This is a genomic window from Nitrospira sp., assembly GCA_016715825.1.
Lineage (GTDB): Bacteria > Nitrospirota > Nitrospiria > Nitrospirales > Nitrospiraceae > Nitrospira_D.
Map to the genome: position 1 here is coordinate 481,669 of JADJXO010000001.1, position 16,189 is coordinate 497,857.

At 55.2% G+C, this 16,189-nt stretch carries 20 protein-coding genes; 13 read left to right on the forward strand and 7 right to left on the reverse strand.

Features of this window, described 5'->3' with window-relative positions; genetic code table 11:
* The first annotated feature begins 206 nt into the window (after nt 1-206).
* Complete coding sequence (locus IPM58_02315) at nt 207-1,307, forward strand: hypothetical protein (protein ID MBK9305931.1); 1,101 nt, start codon at nt 207-209, stop codon at nt 1,305-1,307.
* A gap of 295 nt (nt 1,308-1,602) precedes the next feature.
* Nucleotides 1,603-1,878 carry a hypothetical protein gene (locus IPM58_02320; protein ID MBK9305932.1) on the forward strand — a complete coding sequence of 92 codons (276 nt, stop codon included), beginning with the start codon at nt 1,603-1,605 and terminating at the stop codon, nt 1,876-1,878.
* 171 nt (nt 1,879-2,049) lie between these two features.
* On the opposite strand, the gene IPM58_02325 is transcribed toward IPM58_02320, so the two are convergent.
* The 3 genes from IPM58_02325 to IPM58_02335 are packed head-to-tail and all read right to left on the reverse strand — an operon-like array spanning nt 2,050 to nt 4,369.
* Nucleotides 2,050-3,048: a diguanylate cyclase gene (locus IPM58_02325; GenBank protein MBK9305933.1), complete on the reverse strand. Its 999-nt coding sequence runs from the start codon at nt 3,046-3,048 to the stop codon at nt 2,050-2,052.
* The gene (locus IPM58_02330) at nt 3,045-3,884 is read right to left on the reverse strand and encodes an HDOD domain-containing protein (GenBank protein MBK9305934.1); all 840 of its coding nucleotides are present in this window, start codon (nt 3,882-3,884) and stop codon (nt 3,045-3,047) included. Before IPM58_02330 ends, IPM58_02325 begins: the two co-directional genes overlap by 4 nt.
* Nucleotides 3,881-4,369 carry a hypothetical protein gene (locus IPM58_02335; GenBank protein MBK9305935.1) on the reverse strand — a complete coding sequence of 163 codons (489 nt, stop codon included), beginning with the start codon at nt 4,367-4,369 and terminating at the stop codon, nt 3,881-3,883. Before IPM58_02335 ends, IPM58_02330 begins: the two co-directional genes overlap by 4 nt.
* Before the next feature lie 134 nt (nt 4,370-4,503).
* Here IPM58_02335 and IPM58_02340 point away from each other — a divergent pair, with 134 nt between their 5' ends.
* From IPM58_02340 to IPM58_02350, 3 genes are all read left to right on the forward strand, one after another.
* Nucleotides 4,504-4,797, forward strand: a complete 294-nt coding sequence (locus IPM58_02340) for a hypothetical protein (protein MBK9305936.1) — start codon at nt 4,504-4,506, stop codon at nt 4,795-4,797.
* 685 nt (nt 4,798-5,482) lie between these two features.
* Entirely contained in the window at nt 5,483-5,956 is a 474-nt protein-coding gene (locus IPM58_02345) for a hypothetical protein (protein ID MBK9305937.1), read from the forward strand.
* Between the two features lie 110 nt (nt 5,957-6,066).
* Complete coding sequence (locus tag IPM58_02350) at nt 6,067-6,792, forward strand: hypothetical protein (protein MBK9305938.1); 726 nt, start codon at nt 6,067-6,069, stop codon at nt 6,790-6,792.
* Nucleotides 6,793-6,813: 21 nt separating this feature from the next.
* On the opposite strand, the gene IPM58_02355 is transcribed toward IPM58_02350, so the two are convergent.
* A complete protein-coding gene (locus IPM58_02355) occupies nt 6,814-7,188 on the reverse strand; it encodes a hypothetical protein (GenBank protein ID MBK9305939.1) in 375 nt (124 codons plus the stop codon).
* Nucleotides 7,189-7,381: 193 nt separating this feature from the next.
* On the opposite strand from IPM58_02355, the gene IPM58_02360 reads away from it, so the two are divergent.
* The gene (locus tag IPM58_02360) at nt 7,382-8,224 is read left to right on the forward strand and encodes a dTDP-glucose pyrophosphorylase (GenBank protein MBK9305940.1); all 843 of its coding nucleotides are present in this window, start codon (nt 7,382-7,384) and stop codon (nt 8,222-8,224) included.
* A gap of 50 nt (nt 8,225-8,274) precedes the next feature.
* Here IPM58_02360 and IPM58_02365 read toward each other — a convergent pair whose 3' ends face one another.
* Both IPM58_02365 and IPM58_02370 read right to left on the reverse strand, forming a co-directional pair.
* On the reverse strand, nt 8,275-8,727 hold the full coding sequence (locus IPM58_02365; protein MBK9305941.1) for an IPT/TIG domain-containing protein: 453 nt from the start codon (nt 8,725-8,727) through the stop codon (nt 8,275-8,277).
* Nucleotides 8,728-8,991: 264 nt separating this feature from the next.
* On the reverse strand, nt 8,992-9,312 hold the full coding sequence (locus IPM58_02370; protein MBK9305942.1) for a zinc ribbon domain-containing protein: 321 nt from the start codon (nt 9,310-9,312) through the stop codon (nt 8,992-8,994).
* Between the two features lie 171 nt (nt 9,313-9,483).
* Here IPM58_02370 and IPM58_02375 point away from each other — a divergent pair, with 171 nt between their 5' ends.
* The 4 genes from IPM58_02375 (at nt 9,484) to IPM58_02390 (ending at nt 11,339) form a co-directional block, all read left to right on the forward strand.
* The gene (locus IPM58_02375) at nt 9,484-9,660 is read left to right on the forward strand and encodes a hypothetical protein (protein ID MBK9305943.1); all 177 of its coding nucleotides are present in this window, start codon (nt 9,484-9,486) and stop codon (nt 9,658-9,660) included.
* 77 nt (nt 9,661-9,737) lie between these two features.
* Nucleotides 9,738-9,941, forward strand: coding sequence for a hypothetical protein (locus IPM58_02380; protein ID MBK9305944.1), 204 nt, complete (start codon nt 9,738-9,740; stop codon nt 9,939-9,941).
* A gap of 82 nt (nt 9,942-10,023) precedes the next feature.
* Nucleotides 10,024-10,848: a DMT family transporter gene (locus IPM58_02385; GenBank protein MBK9305945.1), complete on the forward strand. Its 825-nt coding sequence runs from the start codon at nt 10,024-10,026 to the stop codon at nt 10,846-10,848.
* A 20-nt stretch (nt 10,849-10,868) separates the two neighbouring features.
* Nucleotides 10,869-11,339 (forward strand): hypothetical protein, encoded by a 471-nt coding sequence (locus IPM58_02390; protein ID MBK9305946.1) that lies wholly within the window; start codon nt 10,869-10,871, stop codon nt 11,337-11,339.
* Here IPM58_02390 and IPM58_02395 read toward each other — a convergent pair.
* Nucleotides 11,336-12,391 (reverse strand): acyl-CoA desaturase, encoded by a 1,056-nt coding sequence (locus tag IPM58_02395; GenBank protein ID MBK9305947.1) that lies wholly within the window; start codon nt 12,389-12,391, stop codon nt 11,336-11,338. The two genes, IPM58_02390 and IPM58_02395, sit on opposite strands and share 4 nt — an antisense overlap.
* 286 nt (nt 12,392-12,677) lie before the next feature.
* On the opposite strand from IPM58_02395, the gene hemE reads away from it, so the two are divergent.
* From hemE to hemG, 3 genes are read left to right on the forward strand one after another with little or no spacing between them, the layout of a single operon-like run.
* Nucleotides 12,678-13,703: a uroporphyrinogen decarboxylase gene (hemE, locus tag IPM58_02400; protein ID MBK9305948.1), complete on the forward strand. Its 1,026-nt coding sequence runs from the start codon at nt 12,678-12,680 to the stop codon at nt 13,701-13,703.
* Nucleotides 13,704-13,760: 57 nt separating this feature from the next.
* On the forward strand, nt 13,761-14,711 hold the full coding sequence (locus IPM58_02405; GenBank protein ID MBK9305949.1) for a ferrochelatase: 951 nt from the start codon (nt 13,761-13,763) through the stop codon (nt 14,709-14,711).
* Nucleotides 14,708-16,189 (forward strand): protoporphyrinogen oxidase, encoded by a 1,482-nt coding sequence (gene hemG, locus IPM58_02410; protein MBK9305950.1) that lies wholly within the window; start codon nt 14,708-14,710, stop codon nt 16,187-16,189. Before IPM58_02405 ends, hemG begins: the two co-directional genes overlap by 4 nt.

Consider the following 16,189-nt stretch of genomic DNA (forward strand, 5'->3'; position numbering starts at 1 on the left):
AGAAAATGACCGGGTAAGCTAGCATAGGATCAAGAGGCCTGTCGAGGAGAAGCGCTTCAGATTCAGGAAAGTGATCGTGAAATCGAAGGTTTACTTGAGGTGAGGTTGTCAAAGAAAATGGGTCGCTACCATGGCCTATGTTCTGTAAAATGCACAAGGTGTTTCGCTATGATAACGTCTTTCTTTGGACAGTGAGGTCTCTTTCGATGGCGAAGATCATTTCGATCACAGTTCCGCACGGTTTCAGAGATATCCAGCATGGGCATACCTGCAAATATGTACCTGTGGTCGGTCGGGTAAGGATGACCAATCTCTGGCTCAGAAAGGGGTTGGCTCCTCTCCTGAGTATGGTTCTGAGTGTCGCGCTCTTCTCCGGTCCGGTCTGGAGCGAATCTCCTGCTCCATCAGTCCATTGGGGCGCCATGGCGTTTCCTGACCAATATTCCACGTTCACAGGGGGATTGACCCTCAATCGGTTCACCCCGACGGACGGCTTGGGGAACAAGTATGATTCCACGGTTGGGAATACGCTCGGCTTCAACTTGATTACGCTGAGCTGGACCCAACATTGGGGTGGAATCCTGCAAGGTTGGAGCACCAATCTCACGGCGGGGATCAGTCCTACCGCCGACGAACCCACGCAGTACTTTCAGAACAAAGTCGTCCATCAACTGCGTCAGCTGCCCACGGTTCCGACCGTGGATCCTCGAAAAGAGACCGATGTGATGATCGACGGGTCTCTGACCAGGTGGTTCCCCTTGTTTCGTCCCAAAGTCATTTTTATGGGTGCCGGATTTTCTGTCGGTACGATCTATCAGCAAGGGTTTCTTCGAGGCGGTATCCGACGGATGCCGATTACCCCAACCCTCTATCATAGTGAAAAATGGGGTGATGTGAGCTTCCGGGCTTCGGCCTTGGGGCGAATCAGTTACCAGAGTAACGGAGCCGTGCTTCATGCCGTGAGAAGCACGGCAGGGCTGGTGCAGCCGGCCATCGCATTCGGTCAGTACCGGACAACCGAGTCGGGTGAAACCATTCCCACGTGGGAAATTGAGCTGGCGCTCATGTGGGACTCCGGTATTTTCGTGAATACCACGGGGCAAAGTCAGAAGCAGTTTGCCTGGGCACTAGCCGCGTCCGCTGGGCCGCTTCGGTTTGAAACGTGGAACGACAGCATGGGCCACCTCTCAGAGCGAGACTATGGTCCAAGTTATGGTGCGAGCCTGACTCTTGATGTCTTACGCATGTGGACCTTCATCCGGGACCTCCGAACAACTCCTGCCACTCAAGCTCCCGCGCCGTCATAGCATTCATCACGAAGACTGGTGTCAACGCCACACACGCACTCAGCACTCTTGCCTGCGTGCCTTGAATCCAATCGGATGCACTGAATCAAAAGAGATACGTATTCTGGTTCTACTATGGAGAGAACCAGCCGGAAGTCGTTCAATAATCGTCGGTCTCTCGAATAATCTTCTCGGCATAGTTCTTGCTGACAAAAGTTCAGTCTTCGAAGTGTCCCGATCTGGTAGGGTTCCTAGTTGTTTGCGGGACACCAATGTGTGACTTTCGTCGAGACCATTCACTCAATAGGGCGTAGGCGTGCTAGATGAAGTGCGCACGAAGGAGGACCTCCTGACCACAAGAAGAAGCCAGCTCGTCCAGCATGCGTTAGCGGCGATCATGCTCGTCCTCGTTCTCGGTGCGCTTTCGATGATCTGGCCGGTCATCATTGCAGTCTTTCTCGGAGTCTTCTTGCTGCTCCAATCTTTCGGGTCCGATCAAGAACTTGCAGTGCAGTCGTGGACCGAGGCAGGTAATGTGTCACTCGTCTTCTCCTCTCTTCGGCGACCCGCCATTCCGACGATTCTCTCGTGAGAAGGTAGAACGATACGTTCGTCTCCTGAGTTTCTCGCTTCATGGTCATCGTGTGGTGTCACCTGATTCCTTATGAACTACTCCCGCTCCATATACGGGCTTCTTCAAACGAGTGGTGGTGCCTCCACTCCAGAATCTACTTGTCAGAGCGAACGCGAAAAGCCTTTTGATTCAGACAGAGGTAGGAAGCTGTGCGTTGGGATCAGTGGTCGCAGAGGGTGCGTCGACGGCCGGGCCTCGCTGGTCTTTGATGTAGACGCTGCCCTTCAAGGCCTTCGCTCGTTTCTTTAGCTCCGATGAGATTTTGCTCACGTCGCCAGGATGAATAATGGGAGACCGCTCATTGGTGACGACAGCAATTGACAGGCTCATAATCGGAAACTGCTCTTTATTTCCCCGACGGTCCACGGAATCGATGCAACCCTTGAGTCGATCTTCACGGTCGTAGAAATCCGAGATCACCAGGTCAAATCGTTTGATGATGGTCTGACAAATCGTATCGATGGTGTCCGGTCGGCTCATGAAGACAAAGTCGTCCCCCCCAACATGGCCGACAAACCCCTCAGGTCCGGCCATTTCGCCAACGACTGTCGTCAGAATGCGGCAAGCCACAACGAGCACTTCATCTCCGCGTCCATAGCCGTAGCGATCGTTGAACGACTTGAAATTGTCGATATCCAGGTACGCGAGTGCAAAGGGCTGTTTGCTGTGAATCCTGGAGGTGGTTTCAGAGAGGATCGTGGTGTTGCCCGGGAGGCGAGTGAGGGGATTTGCGTCGAGCGAGCGGGTCAGACGGCTGAGGCAGAGGCGGATACGATGCACGACGTCTTCTGCCCGGTAGGGGATTGTGATGAAGTCGTCAACCCCCAATGAACCCCAGTCAATATCGTTGAGCCGGCTCTCACGGACGAAGACAATGAGCGGCAGACGCCCCAGGAAGGCATCCAGCTTGAGATTGCGCGTGAGTGTTTCCACCGAATGGCCCCCGGCTCCTTCAGCGGCCAGAATGAGACAGGGTGGATCGTGAACGAGTTCATGCAGGGCCAGATCGGGCAGATGGCCTTCCACCACCTGGAGGCCGGTCTTCTCCAGGGCCGAGGTCATCGTCAGGGCAACAGCCGGCTCATTATGGAAGAACAACACTCTCTGGCCTGTTGGGGATCTGTTCATAGGTAATCATCGATGGTCGCGAACTCACTCGATGCTTTGTCGATGCATTCCGCTAAGCCCTGCTCACCGAGTCCAACCAGATCCCAGGCTGGTTTGGATAGTGGCGGAATCAGGTCATCTCCCGGATTGCCACAGGCTAACCCTTTGACCAGGATATCAGCCACATGGACGATGGCCGTTTGCAGCACGGCTTCTTTGGCGAGGGGCGGGTTGTGGTGGTAGAGGATCGGCTCGCGGAGGGCGATCGGTAAATGCCATGCGTCAGCGAGGGAGCCCCCGATATCTGCATGGGACAGACCAGTCAGTTCCTGCTCCACTTCGAGGAGTGAACGGTCGCTCCCGGTCGTGAATGCGTCTTTGATGCAGTCCCCTACGTCGGACCATTTGACGTAGAAGATGACTTTCCCGATGTCATGAAGTAGGCCTGAGACAAACAGCTCCTCTGGGTTCTTAATCTCGAGCTTGGTGGCTAGGAGATTGGCAGTGATCGCAACACCGAGCGAATGTCGCCATAGCTGATCCATGCCGGCATCTTTCATGATGCTGAGGGCCGAGGCGCAGAGTGTCAGTCCCTTGACGACATTGAACCCCAGCACGATGACGGCGTGGGAGACGGAACCGATTCGAGAGGGGAACCCGTAAAACGGTGAGTTGGCGAGTCTCAGGACTTTGGCTGCGAGCACCTGATCCTTCTCGATGATGGAGCCGATTTCCTCAGTCGAGACGTTGGGACGACCGATCATGGCGGCGATCCGCTGTACGACATGGGGAAGCGTGGGAAGGTCTCCGAGCTTCTCGATTCGATTGCGCAGCTCTGTCGGATCGAACCTGGTCATGTGGTCTCAGCCTCATCGGGCACAGGTGTCACGCCATGGGTGGTCCGTAAGTGTGTGCGAAGAGCCTGAAGGATGAGCTGCTGAACGGAATCGTGTGCGACATGTCGGAACCGGTGATCAAGTTCAGCTTCCAGTTCCGCCAGGGTCTTTCCGCCGGAGTCCCACGCCGCACCTTCCACATACACTGATGGCAAGTCCATTTGTCGGAGCCGTTCGATCATGGTGGCATCCAAGATCGTTCCAGCCGACACAATAGGGAGTCCATTGGCATTCGTGACGGGTTTCGCCAGGACCATGTCCGGTAGAAGCTCTTGGGGTACCACTCGTCTCATCACTTTTAGTTTCCTGACAAGTCTTGCCAGTTCCAACCGGTTGTGGAGAGTCGACACAAAACGATCGGAGTCGCAGAGCCTGCCGGTTCTCATCCTCTTATCGGACTCCGTGCACCATTCCTGAAGGTGTGGGCATCGGCTTGACATCGTCATCTGTGCTTCCTGTGACTCGTTGATGAGGTAGGCGTCCTGCTAATCGAGGAATCAGGCATGGGCGGTATCCCAGGTCTGGTAGAGGGAGCTGTGAGCTTGAGAAAGCCCGACAGGATCGTATAGGTTCTCACGTTATGAATTTGAATCTCTCAAACATGAATGGCTGGAATGCGCTGAGCGGTACAGTAATGGTCGCTCTCGCTCTTCAGGGATGCACCGCACCTCCATCGACCATGGTCGAACGGAAGCCTGTTCCCATTGTTGATCTATCGGACAAAGTGCGGGAGCTCCGAAAACAAATTCGTGAACGTGATCAGCGCATTGAGGAGTTAGAGTCTCAACTGGAGGCGTTGAAGTTGATCGATCAAGATTCCATAAAACAGAAAATCCCGATTCGACCGCCTACGACACTCACACCTCTCGAATGACGAGCTCTATCCTCTAAGGTAATCGAATCGGGCAGCGTCCTGCATTGCAGGACGCTCTTGAATCGCTTTTCCCCAGACGCACAGACGGTACTCCAATACTGCCTAGGATTGCCTCAACGGGGCTATGGCGACGCTCAGGCTGACGAACGAAACGCTTCATGCCTACGGGGTCGTCTATGTGACCTACCTGAGCCGGTATGGACCACCCTTACGACCCGCATCGCGTTCATCCTTGAGCATATAACTGGTATCTCAATCGATACACAGCGTATCTGATCCGATACGAATGGCGGCCGTTCGCGTCGTCTCGAAGGAATACAGTTTGATTGGTACAGCCTGATAACGGGAGTGATTCGTATGCTGTTCCCTCTTGGCACAAGCATTGCCTCTGATTTCAACCTGTCGATCGATTTGCAGCTAAGCATACGATTGTGACGCCGTACACACGTGAGTAGGGGGCTCGGAGCGCCGTAGCGCAGTGCGGGCGGTCCGGCATCTGACGGGCGAGCTTGACTTAAAAGATACAGGTGGGCGGTGCGGTCGGATGCGGATGGACTGCTACGGGGGTGCACATCTCTTTCTCACGACAAAGTAGGGTGAGGAAGTCTGCGCAAAAGGAGACTCGCGGCAAAGCTGGACAGTCGACCTCAATTCCTACGAGAGCAATAAAGTCAACGAAGTGAAGGTGTCCATCGAAAAGAAAACCGCAAGTAAAGATTGGTCTATCCTTGAATCGCAGACTGTCAAGTTTAAACCAGTACATGACAAGGTCAAGATCGCTGAGGACGGGTTCGACTTTGGAGGGGAGACCTTTGTGGCGGGGGTGCCGACCAACTGGGCAGATGTAGCCTGGGCTTGGAATGAGGGGAAGGTAACCCCTCAGGTCACCGGTCGGCTGCACATCAATAACGCCGCGAGTGCTTGCGCGAGACGGCACCTAGAATATTTTACGTCTGAGGGCCTCGTTGCAGACAAATACGGTGAAAAATTCTGCGCCTCGGACAACTCTCACTACTACAACGATGTCGACCTGAGTAAGTATAGCGATGGGAAGTTGACGAGCATCACGATCAATCTCCAAACGCTTCGGGCTGATGGGACCTGGAAAACCATCAGGCTGAGCGGTGGAAGCATCGGTACCCTCTTTGACGCTAAGTGATTCCGCTCCGCTTAATAGATTTTGTAATTCGCAGGTAGTTTAGGACAGACATAAGGTTGGCTTTAGAAGGTGAACTTGGCGATCGATCACGTGAAAAGGAGGAAAGACCAATGAAAAAACATCCTATCTGGAGTGGGTTAGTTATCATGAGTGTTTGGTGCATGGTTTCAATAGGGGCACTGGCCGAACGTTATGAGCAGGAACTCAGCCTGGTCGGAGTTTTAGAACCCACAAAGATCTCGGGGTTTTCCGGAACCAAGTATCGTGTCGGTGTGCCGGATAGCCAGGGGGATGAATACGCGCTGTATGGGATCACATCCGAGGAGCGGCGCGACAATCCCTGCTATGTGACAGTCCGAACCGAGAACATTAATGATTCGGGGAAAGCACTCGATTTGAAGAAAGATCTGTGCGGAGGCAAACAAACGAGCAGCACGATCGCGGCGGAGTATTCGAACTCCAAATATGACAAGCGAGTATTTGTGACGGGTGCCGCAGTCTGTATGAATAATGACAATACCCGAGTGAAGGGTATCAAGATTCGAGGGAAGAAACTTGGTGAGGATGGCGGACTCATCGATTTACAGGAGAGTGTCGTTCCCGAAAACAAATCAGGTATGCCGGCGTACAATACGTCTCCGACGTCCATGCCGACCGACGTGCGCGCGCACTGTAACGATAACTGGAAGAAATGGGCACAATGTCCCGATGCGCACATCGCGACTGCAGCAATCCTCCATTATGAGGCGGGGAAGGAGCCCCGATCGCTGACGGGTCTTGAGCTGGAGTGCCGAAGAGCGGCATTGCCGGGTACAGGAGCAGTGCGGGCGGAGTAGATTTTGTGGATCCCCCTAACGCTATTCATGCTGGTGGGGAGCCGCTGAGGCTGTCGGCATGGAGGCCGAAATGCATCCCTCGATGAACTCGACCTTACATTGCCATGAGGATGCTGCCTCGTTCACCCGGGTGATCACATCTGCCGACTTCACGATGCTAGGGCTAACATCCACAAGTACGTGGCCTGGGACGAGATTGAAATTGACGCCGGTCACGCCAGGAATGGCTTGTAGGACCTTATGCATCTCCGCTTCCTTGCTGCTACAGCCTAATCCGCTCAGCGTTAAGGGAAGCCGCTCCTTGATTGGTGGAGTCGCCGAAACCGGCAAGGAGATGGTGAGGCTTACGAGAACAAGCGCGGTTGAAACGGCTCGATGGCACCGGACGTTGGGCATAACATGAACTCCCCTGTTGGTCGGCTCGACGTTGCACTCACAATGATACACGTGTGTATAGGGTACAGGAGGCACATTCTGTTGTCGAGGTGGTGCCCAGCGGAGTGCAGGTTCCCCTATAACCCAATACTGCTCGCGGAGGATGGTGAAAGGCGATGGACTCGGTCTTGGAATCCAGCGATAATATGGGCCTATGAAGGATAACTCTCATCGAGCCTGGCCGGAAGTCGTCGGCCTCATTCCTGCTGCCGGCCGTGCGAAGCGCCTCCAGCCGTTCCCCTGTAGTAAGGAATTGTTTCCCGTAGGGTTCATGAACGATCCCAAGACCGGGATGCCGCGACCGAAAGTGGCCGCGCACTTTCTGCTGGAAAAATTTAAAGCCGCCGGTATTTCGAAGACGTTCATCGTCATCCGCGAGGGGAAATGGGATATTCCTAACTATTTTCAAGAGGGACAAGGCATAGGACTCTCGCTTGCGTACCTCGTTATTCCGGGGTCCGCCGGTCCCCCAGATACCCTCGATCGTGCATATCCATTCATCACTCAGAACCGGATCGCGTTCGGCTTTCCGGACATCCTCTTCGGTCCATCCGATGCCTATGGACGATTGATCGAACAACAGGAGAGAACCGAGGCAGACGTGGTGCTCGGTCTGCATCGCATTGAGGATACACGCATCTGGGACATGGTGGACAGCGACACGGACGGGTGGGTCCGTGAGATTGTGATGAAGCCAGCTTCGACCACACTGACCTTCGGTTGGTGTCTTGCCGTCTGGACACCGGCCTTCTCCGCGTTCTTGCATCAGTTCCTTCGTGCTGATGGGACACAACGGAATATGTCCGTCCTGGCAAGCACGGCGAACGATCCAGGAGGAGATTTAGCAGTGGGGGTCGTATTCCAGGCGGCGCTCAAAGCCGGTCTGAAGATTCAGTCGGTGGAGTTTCCACAGGATGGGTATCTCGATATCGGCACGCCTGAAAACCTCGCAAAAGCGGTACGACGAGAAGCTATTGGAGGAGAAGCTACTGAATGACGACACAGCGCTCTCGGTGCACATGGATCCGAGAATTCTTCCTCTTCGACTTACTTGCCCTGGATGAGAAAAGCTTTTGAGCGGGCATTGCCGCCGCTGGCAATGACATCGATAAACGACATGCCTGGCCGAACCTCGGGAACCGTTGCCTGAATGGTCGTGTCGTTTATATACGTATAGTCGATTGCGGTCGGGCCTGCCGCACTGAACGCCACACCTCGGAAACAGTCTTTAGTTCCAAACTGCTCTCCTCGAATCGTGATGGTCTGACCTGGTTTGGCTTCGTCCGGTTCCACGGTGATGATTTTTGGCTTCTTGCTGCTGTCGCAGACCGGGTCTTTTTCGACGGTTCGCTCGTCATGTCCTTTGATCGATTGCGTGTCGTGTAACGTATAGCCGGCGCCGTCGACGATCACGCCTTCTTCTGCAAGCGAATGGTGAGGGAATGGGAGCATCGCCAAGAACGACAGTACGGCGAGTGGCAATAGCAATCGGGGAGTCATTCAGACCTCCGTCTCTTCGAAGTTTTGGACTCGATATTGGGATGTAGGGTTCTCCGACGATCGCTTGACCGATTGGGGAGAGAGCGAAGTCGGTAAATGCGTCAACCAAGGCATTCGGATCGTGTTGTGACAGGAGGAGAGGTCGTCGAACACGGTATCGCTCGTCCTGCAGCGTGGGTGTTTCAGGCTCGACATGATCGATCTGTAGGAGACGCACGGTGGCACCATGGGACACAGCTACAAGGGACTATGGGTGTGTGATGGTTATGATCCAGAACTCGATTCTCCTTGCGATGGTGAGTCAGAATCGGATGACATGTTCGGATGGGGCATGTTACGTTTTGCATTCAACGGCGGGAGCTTGGCGAAGCGCTCCATCCGTTCCTGTCCCATCGCTTGGGCTTTGATCTCGGTGAATCCTGGTTTACGGTCACCGCTCACAGAAGATGAAAATGAAGACATGAGGCGTGTTGCCTGTCTGGCATGACAATGGGGGCATTCTGTGTCCTCAACCCTCGCATAGACTGACTGAGCGGCCTCGAATTGCCGATTACACTGCCCGCAACGGTATTCATATAGTGGCACTGCAGTAGATCCTTTCCCTACTTGAATGGAACAACCTGAACGATATCAATTGAGCAGAGTAGTGCAGGCCTTGACAAGCTGGCCTTCTCTGGGCGATCCTGATCGGCCCACACAATCGGTCTATTGTAACAAGTTGTGCTGCTTAACTGCCAGCTTCATAGGAGGGTTTCGATGCCAGTGCTGCTTCGACGGTACAAAGGTAACAACGGGATGATGCAGGAAGAACGAATCGATGATGAGGATCGAATCGCGCGCTACATGAGGCTCTTCGAGAAAGATGATCTCAAAAAGCTACAGACTGGCGTGAAGTGCTTCATCGAGAAAGATGAATGGCAGCTCCTTCCTTGAGCCGGAAAGGGAGGTGAGGAGGCCCGAAGTTAGGCGGATGGTTCCCCTTCTCACCACTGACACCTGACTCGCCGCGTATGATCTACTGGGTGCATATTGCCCGCGCAATCGACCGTGTGACGCTTCACCGAGACCGATGTTCGGAAGTGCCGTCTACGGCAACCTCCAGCGACTTCTGGGAAGGGGGTTGGTTCGACTATCCAGATAAAGAACGAGCGCTGCGTGCCATGGAGCAGGCAGGGGTGACTCGACAGCGGATGTGCACGCTTTGTAAGCCTTAGCCCATGACGTGCTCAAGGCTGCGTTGTGTCGTCCGTCTGTTCATGTAGAACTCAACGCGTCGCACCCAGCACCGTACGTCTAATGCCGCGACTGGCACTCCTTCTCACAACCGTTATCTGGGGCGCGACCTTTCCTGCGACCAAGGCGGCGCTGGGACAAATTCCCCCACTGTCATTCTTACTGCTCCGGTTCTTCGTCGGTACGCTCCTCGTGCTGCTGTGGTTGATGGTCAGCCAGCGCCGACTGCATCGTGATCGTGATGTGTTGAGGGCAAGTGCGCTGACTACCGGGTTCCTATTTCTCGGATATCTTCTGCAAACCGTCGGGCTTCAGCATACGACCGCGTCAAATTCCGCCTTCCTGACGGCGCTGTACGTGATTTTTGTTCCATTGATTTTGTTGCGGATCGACCGGCGGGTGGTCATGGCGACGGTCATCGCAATGATCGGGCTCTGGCTGCTGATCAAGCCCGATGCCGTCATGAATGTGGGAGATCTGATGACCGTGGGCTGCGCCCTCGCCTTTGCGGGGCATATCATTTGCCTTGAACGATACACGAGACGAGTCGATGCACCCTCGTTACTGGTTTGGCAAATGATCGCGATGACCCTGTTGTTCCTTCCGGCGCCGTGGTGGGAGAGCGCTCCAGCCAGCGCGTTCTCACCTACGGCAGTCCTCTTGATCGGTCTCGGGGTCACTGGTGTGCTGGCGACGCTGGCGTTCGCCGTTCAGATGTGGGCCCAGCAACTCGTCCCTGCACAGCAGGTGGCCTTGCTGTTTGCATCAGAGCCTGCCTATGCGGCATGGTTATCGTGGTACGTTCTAGGAGAGACGTTGGATCTGCAGGGATGGATCGGGAGTGCCCTCATTTTATTGGCTGTGGTGATCGGTGCATTCGGCGGCTGAGTGCTTGAAAGGAGGAAGGGATGGCGCAGAAATTCGGCAATGGGCGATGGGTTCACGAAGGGTTCTTAGACAATCGAGTCGAGGGAACCGTCGTCGGACGAGTGGTGTTTGCGGTGATCGGCCCGATCGATTTCTATTTGCAGGGTAACTTTAAACCGGATATCGCCGGTGAGGTGATTGGATTTCGCAATCGCCGGTTCGAGGATGATGATATGGCGGGACAGGTCATCGGCGACATGGCCAATCCACAGATCGGAACCGTCAATTTGATCTCGCTCGATCCACACCCCAATTTGGAGCCGCATCCCTATGTCGAGTGGTTCACACTCAGACAGGACCATTATCGTTTCGAGTTGAACGCCGGTGAGGCATGGGTGCTGTCGGATGAAGAGCAAAAAGCAATGGATGGAGAGAGTCAGCGAATTCGAGCAGCCCTGGCCGATCAACAACTTGATCAGCCAGGGTCTGATGATCGTGTGGAGTGGGTTTAGCGGGCAGTGAGCTCCAGTTCCGGCTGCGGAGTAGACGGTTCTACAGCTGGCGCTGACGCCTCCATCTTGTTTTTGAGTACGCTGCGAGTGGAATCCTGTTTAGTCTTTCCTTCTCGCACATAATCAGGAACACCACGAACGTCCCAGATCAGCCCAAGCCACTCCAGTCCCTTCAGGCAGTAATAGGTCATATCAACCTCCCACCAGTAGAAGCCTTGTCTGGTCGAGGCGGGGTAGTAGTGGTGATTGTTGTGCCAGCCTTCACCCATGGTGATCAGGGCGAGGAAAAAATTGTTTCGGCTGTCGTCGCCGGTTTCATACCGTTGTGACCCGTAGACATGGGACAAGGAGTTGATCGTGCAGGTTCCATGAAACAAGGCCACGGTTGAGATGAAATAGCCCCAGATCAACATCTGGGGGCCGTTGGTGCCGAGTCCCGGTGCCGTGGCTTCCAGTAGCTTGCCGAGTCCAAACATTCCAAATCCAGTGAGAACTGGAACTAGAACGTCAAATCGGTCAAGAAACCGCAGCTCGGGATACTTTGCAAAGTCGGTAATGCCTTTGAGGCGCGGGGCATAAAACTTCTGCGACATGATCCAGCCCATATGGGACCACCAAAACCCTCCTTGGCGCGGGGAGTGCACATCCTCCGGTGTGTCGGAGGCGATGTGATGATGGCGATGATGGCCAGCCCACCACAAGGGCCCGCGCTGTGTGCAGGTGCCACCTAACAGCGCAAATAGGAATTGCACGGTACGCGTGGTCTTAAAGGTGCGATGCGAAAAGTAGCGGTGGTACCACCCGGTAATCGCAAACATCCGGATGTAATAGAAGGCAACCGTGACGGCAACGGCCGTCCAACTCCATCCAACCCAAATGACCCCCAAACACATCAGATGCAACACGATGAAGGGGACACTGCGGACCCAGTCTACCCTGGGAGGGCCTTCTGCTTTGGTGTGCTCAAGGCCGGCCCAGGAATCAAACCAGCGCATCACGGAATAGAAAAAATCCTGGGCTTTGGTCGGTCGAATCGTTTGCACATCGGACATACAATTCTCCTCTTGATCGGGGGATCGGCAACATCACTGCGGTGGGAGACAGGGAGCCGGGGTCCCGATTAGCCTGAATAATCGCCCTGCTATAGGTTGGGAGTTCATTATACACAGAACTTTAGAAAAGTGAAACCAGACTTTTCACGCAGCTTCGGGAATCCTAAGTGTACCGGAATGGTGGCGTTTGTCTACTGATCGTGGGGAGTTTCCGGAATGACATTGACGCGCTACGTATCATCTCTGTTTGACAGTTCTCCCCGGGCCTCTCTAGAATGCCGCTACTATGAATGACCGATTTCTCAAAGCCTGCCGTCTCGAACCAGTCGACTGTACCCCCGTGTGGTTTATGCGCCAAGCCGGGCGCTATATGGCTGAGTATCGGACGTTACGCGCGAAACATTCCATCCTCGAGATGTGCAAGACACCTGAGCTGGCGGCTCAGGTCACCCTTCAGCCCATCGATCGATTCCCGTTGGATGCTGCCATTATCTTTGCGGACATCCTGCTTCCGTTGGAACCGATGGGGCTCAATCTCGAGTTTGCGGCAGGGGAAGGGCCGGTGATCCACAATCCGGTGCGTGACCGGGCGGCGGTGGAACAACTGAAAGTCATCGACGGCAATGAGCTGGATTATGTGGCAGAGGCCATCAGGCAGACGCGGGGTGCGCTTGACGGGCGAGTGCCGTTGATCGGCTTTGCCGGTGCACCGTTCACGCTTGCGAGTTATGCCATTGAGGGCGGCGGGTCCCGCAACTATTTACACACGAAGCAGATGATGTATGGAGATCCCACCGCGTGGCACAAGCTGATGGATAAGTTTGCGCGTGTGATCACCGGATATCTCCGTCGACAAATAAAGGCCGGAGCCCAAGCGATTCAATTATTTGATAGTTGGGTCGGCTGCCTGTCTGCCGGTGACTATGCCGAATATGTGATGCCCCACGTGCAGCTGATTTTTGAGGGGCTCAAGCGGGAAGGGGTACCGATGATTCACTTCGGGACCGGCACGACAGCCATTCTTCGGCAGATGCGCGAGGCAGGTGGTGATGTGATCGGGATCGATTGGCGGGTTCACTTGGACGAGGCCTGGACGACGGTCGGACATGATCGTGCTGTGCAAGGGAATCTGGATCCGCTAGTCTTGTTCGCACCGCTCCACGAAATCGAGCGTCGTGTCGAAGATATCCTGCGTCGAGTCGGGGGTCGCCCCGGCCACATCTTTAATCTCGGTCACGGCATACTCCCCACGACCCCGGTCGATCATGTAGCCGCGACGATCGATATGGTACATAAACTCAGCCAACGGTAGGGGCGTGAAGCGCACCTTGCATTCAAACGCTTCACGCTTCACGAACGACGAGGAACGATGCTAGCGACACCGCGCCATACCGCAGTTCTGCTCATGGCCATGGGTGGGCCCGATTGTCTGGAGAACGTCGAGCCATTTTTGCGTGATGTTCGCGGGGGCCGACCGACACCACCGGAGCTGGTGGAGGAGATTCGTGACCGATATCGAGCCACCGGAGGAAAATCACCGGCTGTCGGGATTACGCAAGAGGTTGCCAAAAAGCTGGAGCAACAGCTGAATGAATCTGGCGACGGCCGATACCGAGTCTACGTCGGGTTGCGGCATTGGCATCCCTTCATCAAGGACACCTATACTGAGTTGCTGACAACATCGCCGGACCAGATCATCGGGGTCTGTATGGCTCCGCAGCAGTCCTCACTGAGCACCGGAGCCTACCGGAAAAAAGTTGAAGACGCTCGTGCGATGCTGGAGGACCAGACACCTGTGACCTATGTCGGGAGTTGGAATCGTCATCCAGGTTTGGTCGCGGCGATCGTTCAGAATATTCGGCACGCGCTCGAAAAGTTTCCGGCCGAGGTACGGGCAACGGTGCCGGTGTTGTTTACCGCCCATAGTTTGCCGGAACGAATCGTCGCCATGAAGGATCCGTATCCGGACGAGGTGCAGGGGACTGTTGAAGCCGTCACACGAAGCTTGGAACACCAACCGACGTACTTTGCGTATCAAAGCCAGGGGCGATCGAGTGAGCCGTGGCTTGGACCGACGGTCGAAGGCCTGTTGGATACCATCCGGCAGGCGGGACATCGGTCTGTCCTAGTGGCCCCCATTGGGTTCATCTGCGACCATGTCGAAACGCTTTTCGATATCGACATTGAATTAAAACAATTGGCAGTGAGTAAAGGCCTGCATCTTGAGCGCATCGCGATGTTGAACGACTCACCCGCCCTCATCGAGACGTTGCACAACGTCTTAGCCGCACACGAATTATCCTGCTCTATTCAGTCGTGACTCGACCACGTACAGTTGTCATCGTGGGCGGTGGCATTTCAGGGCTGGCCACAGCCCATGCGCTACTAGAACGTGCGTCAACGGCCGGTCTGTCCCTTCGCTGTACCATTCTCGACGCCGGATCATCGTGGGGCGGGAAGATCGTCACGCATCGAGTTGGCGAAATAGTCACGGAGGCAGGACCGGACTCATTCCTGTCGCAAAAACAGGCTGGCCTTGGGCTTTGTACGAAGCTGGGTCTTACCGATCAACTGATCAACACCAACGAGACAGGCAAGAAGGCATGTGTCCTCCACAAAGGACGGCTCCATGATTTGCCGGAAGGGCTGTTGTCCTTTGTTCCAAGGCAGCTGAAGCCGTTTCTTTCGAGCGGACTTCTCACGTGGACAGGCCTCATCCGTATGGGATTGGAAATTGCGGTTCCCCCTGGTCCCTCGACCGGCGATGAGTCACTCGCCGGCTTCCTTCGGCGACGGTTCGGCGCACAGGCGTACGAGCGGGTCTTAGAGCCGCTCATGGCTGGAATTTACGCGGGAGATGCCGAGCAGATGAGCCTGCGGGCCACGTTCCCTCGTTTTCTTGACCTGGAACAACAGCATGGCAGCGTAGTACGCGGCATGCTCGAGGCCAAGAAGGCAACTTCAGTGGTATCAGCGGGACAGCCGCGGCGGACGATGTTTGTGAGTTTGAAGAATGGACTCGGTGATCTGGTGACCGCATTGACACACCGGTTGACGGAGCAGGGCGTGGAGCTCCGGCTTGGGACACGAGTCGAAGCGCTCCGCGTGAGATCACACGAATTAGGTCGGTGGATGTACGATCTAATCCTTCATGAGGGATCGGCGCTGTCGGCGGAAAGTGTCGTGCTGGCCACCCCGGCCTATGTGTCTGCCGATCTGTTACGTCCGTTGACACCGATTGCCGGGGGAGTGCTGGATCTGATTCCGTATGCGTCGACCGCGACGATTGCGATGGCATTTCCTCGGGCGATGGTGAGTGGGATCGAAGGCTTTGGATTTATCGTCCCTCGGGCAGAGCAACGTGATCTCATCGCGGCCACCTGGACCTCCCTCAAATGGCCTCATCGTGCTCCAGCGGATCAGCTGCTGGTGCGCGGCTATGTCGGCGGAGTGGGGCGTGAAGAGATCTTACAACTGGACGATGCTGCCTTGACGACAAAAGTCCGAGCCGAACTCGCGGCGTTGTGCGGAATTGGGGCGGAACCAAGTTACACGGAAGTGAATAGATGGTGGAAAGCGATGCCGCAGTACACCCTCGGCCACCTGGACCGATTGGCACAGTTGGATGCGGCCGTGAGCCGCTATCCTGGACTCATTCTCACCGGGGCGGGCTATCGAGGAGTCGGCATTCCTGACTGTATCCGTGATGGGGCAGCAGCAGCTGATCGTGTCATTCAAGATCTTCTTGGGCAAACCAGCCATGGACTGCGCCCCACCGTGAGTGCGGACTCAGTCTAG

What these genes read in the sequence shown, in the direction of transcription:
- IPM58_02315 (MBK9305931.1), top strand. Translation starts at nt 207, where the DNA reads ATGGCGAAGATCATTTCGATCACAGTTCCGCACGGTTTCAGAGATATC.
- IPM58_02325 (MBK9305933.1), bottom strand. Translation starts at nt 3,048, where the DNA reads ATGAACAGATCCCCAACAGGCCAGAGAGTGTTGTTCTTCCATAATGAG.
- IPM58_02330 (MBK9305934.1), bottom strand. Translation starts at nt 3,884, where the DNA reads ATGACCAGGTTCGATCCGACAGAGCTGCGCAATCGAATCGAGAAGCTC.
- IPM58_02335 (MBK9305935.1), bottom strand. Translation starts at nt 4,369, where the DNA reads ATGACGATGTCAAGCCGATGCCCACACCTTCAGGAATGGTGCACGGAG.
- IPM58_02340 (MBK9305936.1), top strand. Translation starts at nt 4,504, where the DNA reads ATGAATTTGAATCTCTCAAACATGAATGGCTGGAATGCGCTGAGCGGT.
- IPM58_02350 (MBK9305938.1), top strand. Translation starts at nt 6,067, where the DNA reads ATGAAAAAACATCCTATCTGGAGTGGGTTAGTTATCATGAGTGTTTGG.
- IPM58_02355 (MBK9305939.1), bottom strand. Translation starts at nt 7,188, where the DNA reads ATGCCCAACGTCCGGTGCCATCGAGCCGTTTCAACCGCGCTTGTTCTC.
- IPM58_02360 (MBK9305940.1), top strand. Translation starts at nt 7,382, where the DNA reads ATGAAGGATAACTCTCATCGAGCCTGGCCGGAAGTCGTCGGCCTCATT.
- IPM58_02365 (MBK9305941.1), bottom strand. Translation starts at nt 8,727, where the DNA reads ATGACTCCCCGATTGCTATTGCCACTCGCCGTACTGTCGTTCTTGGCG.
- IPM58_02375 (MBK9305943.1), top strand. Translation starts at nt 9,484, where the DNA reads ATGCCAGTGCTGCTTCGACGGTACAAAGGTAACAACGGGATGATGCAG.
- IPM58_02380 (MBK9305944.1), top strand. Translation starts at nt 9,738, where the DNA reads ATGATCTACTGGGTGCATATTGCCCGCGCAATCGACCGTGTGACGCTT.
- IPM58_02385 (MBK9305945.1), top strand. Translation starts at nt 10,024, where the DNA reads ATGCCGCGACTGGCACTCCTTCTCACAACCGTTATCTGGGGCGCGACC.
- IPM58_02390 (MBK9305946.1), top strand. Translation starts at nt 10,869, where the DNA reads ATGGCGCAGAAATTCGGCAATGGGCGATGGGTTCACGAAGGGTTCTTA.
- IPM58_02395 (MBK9305947.1), bottom strand. Translation starts at nt 12,391, where the DNA reads ATGTCCGATGTGCAAACGATTCGACCGACCAAAGCCCAGGATTTTTTC.
- hemE (MBK9305948.1), top strand. Translation starts at nt 12,678, where the DNA reads ATGAATGACCGATTTCTCAAAGCCTGCCGTCTCGAACCAGTCGACTGT.
- IPM58_02405 (MBK9305949.1), top strand. Translation starts at nt 13,761, where the DNA reads ATGCTAGCGACACCGCGCCATACCGCAGTTCTGCTCATGGCCATGGGT.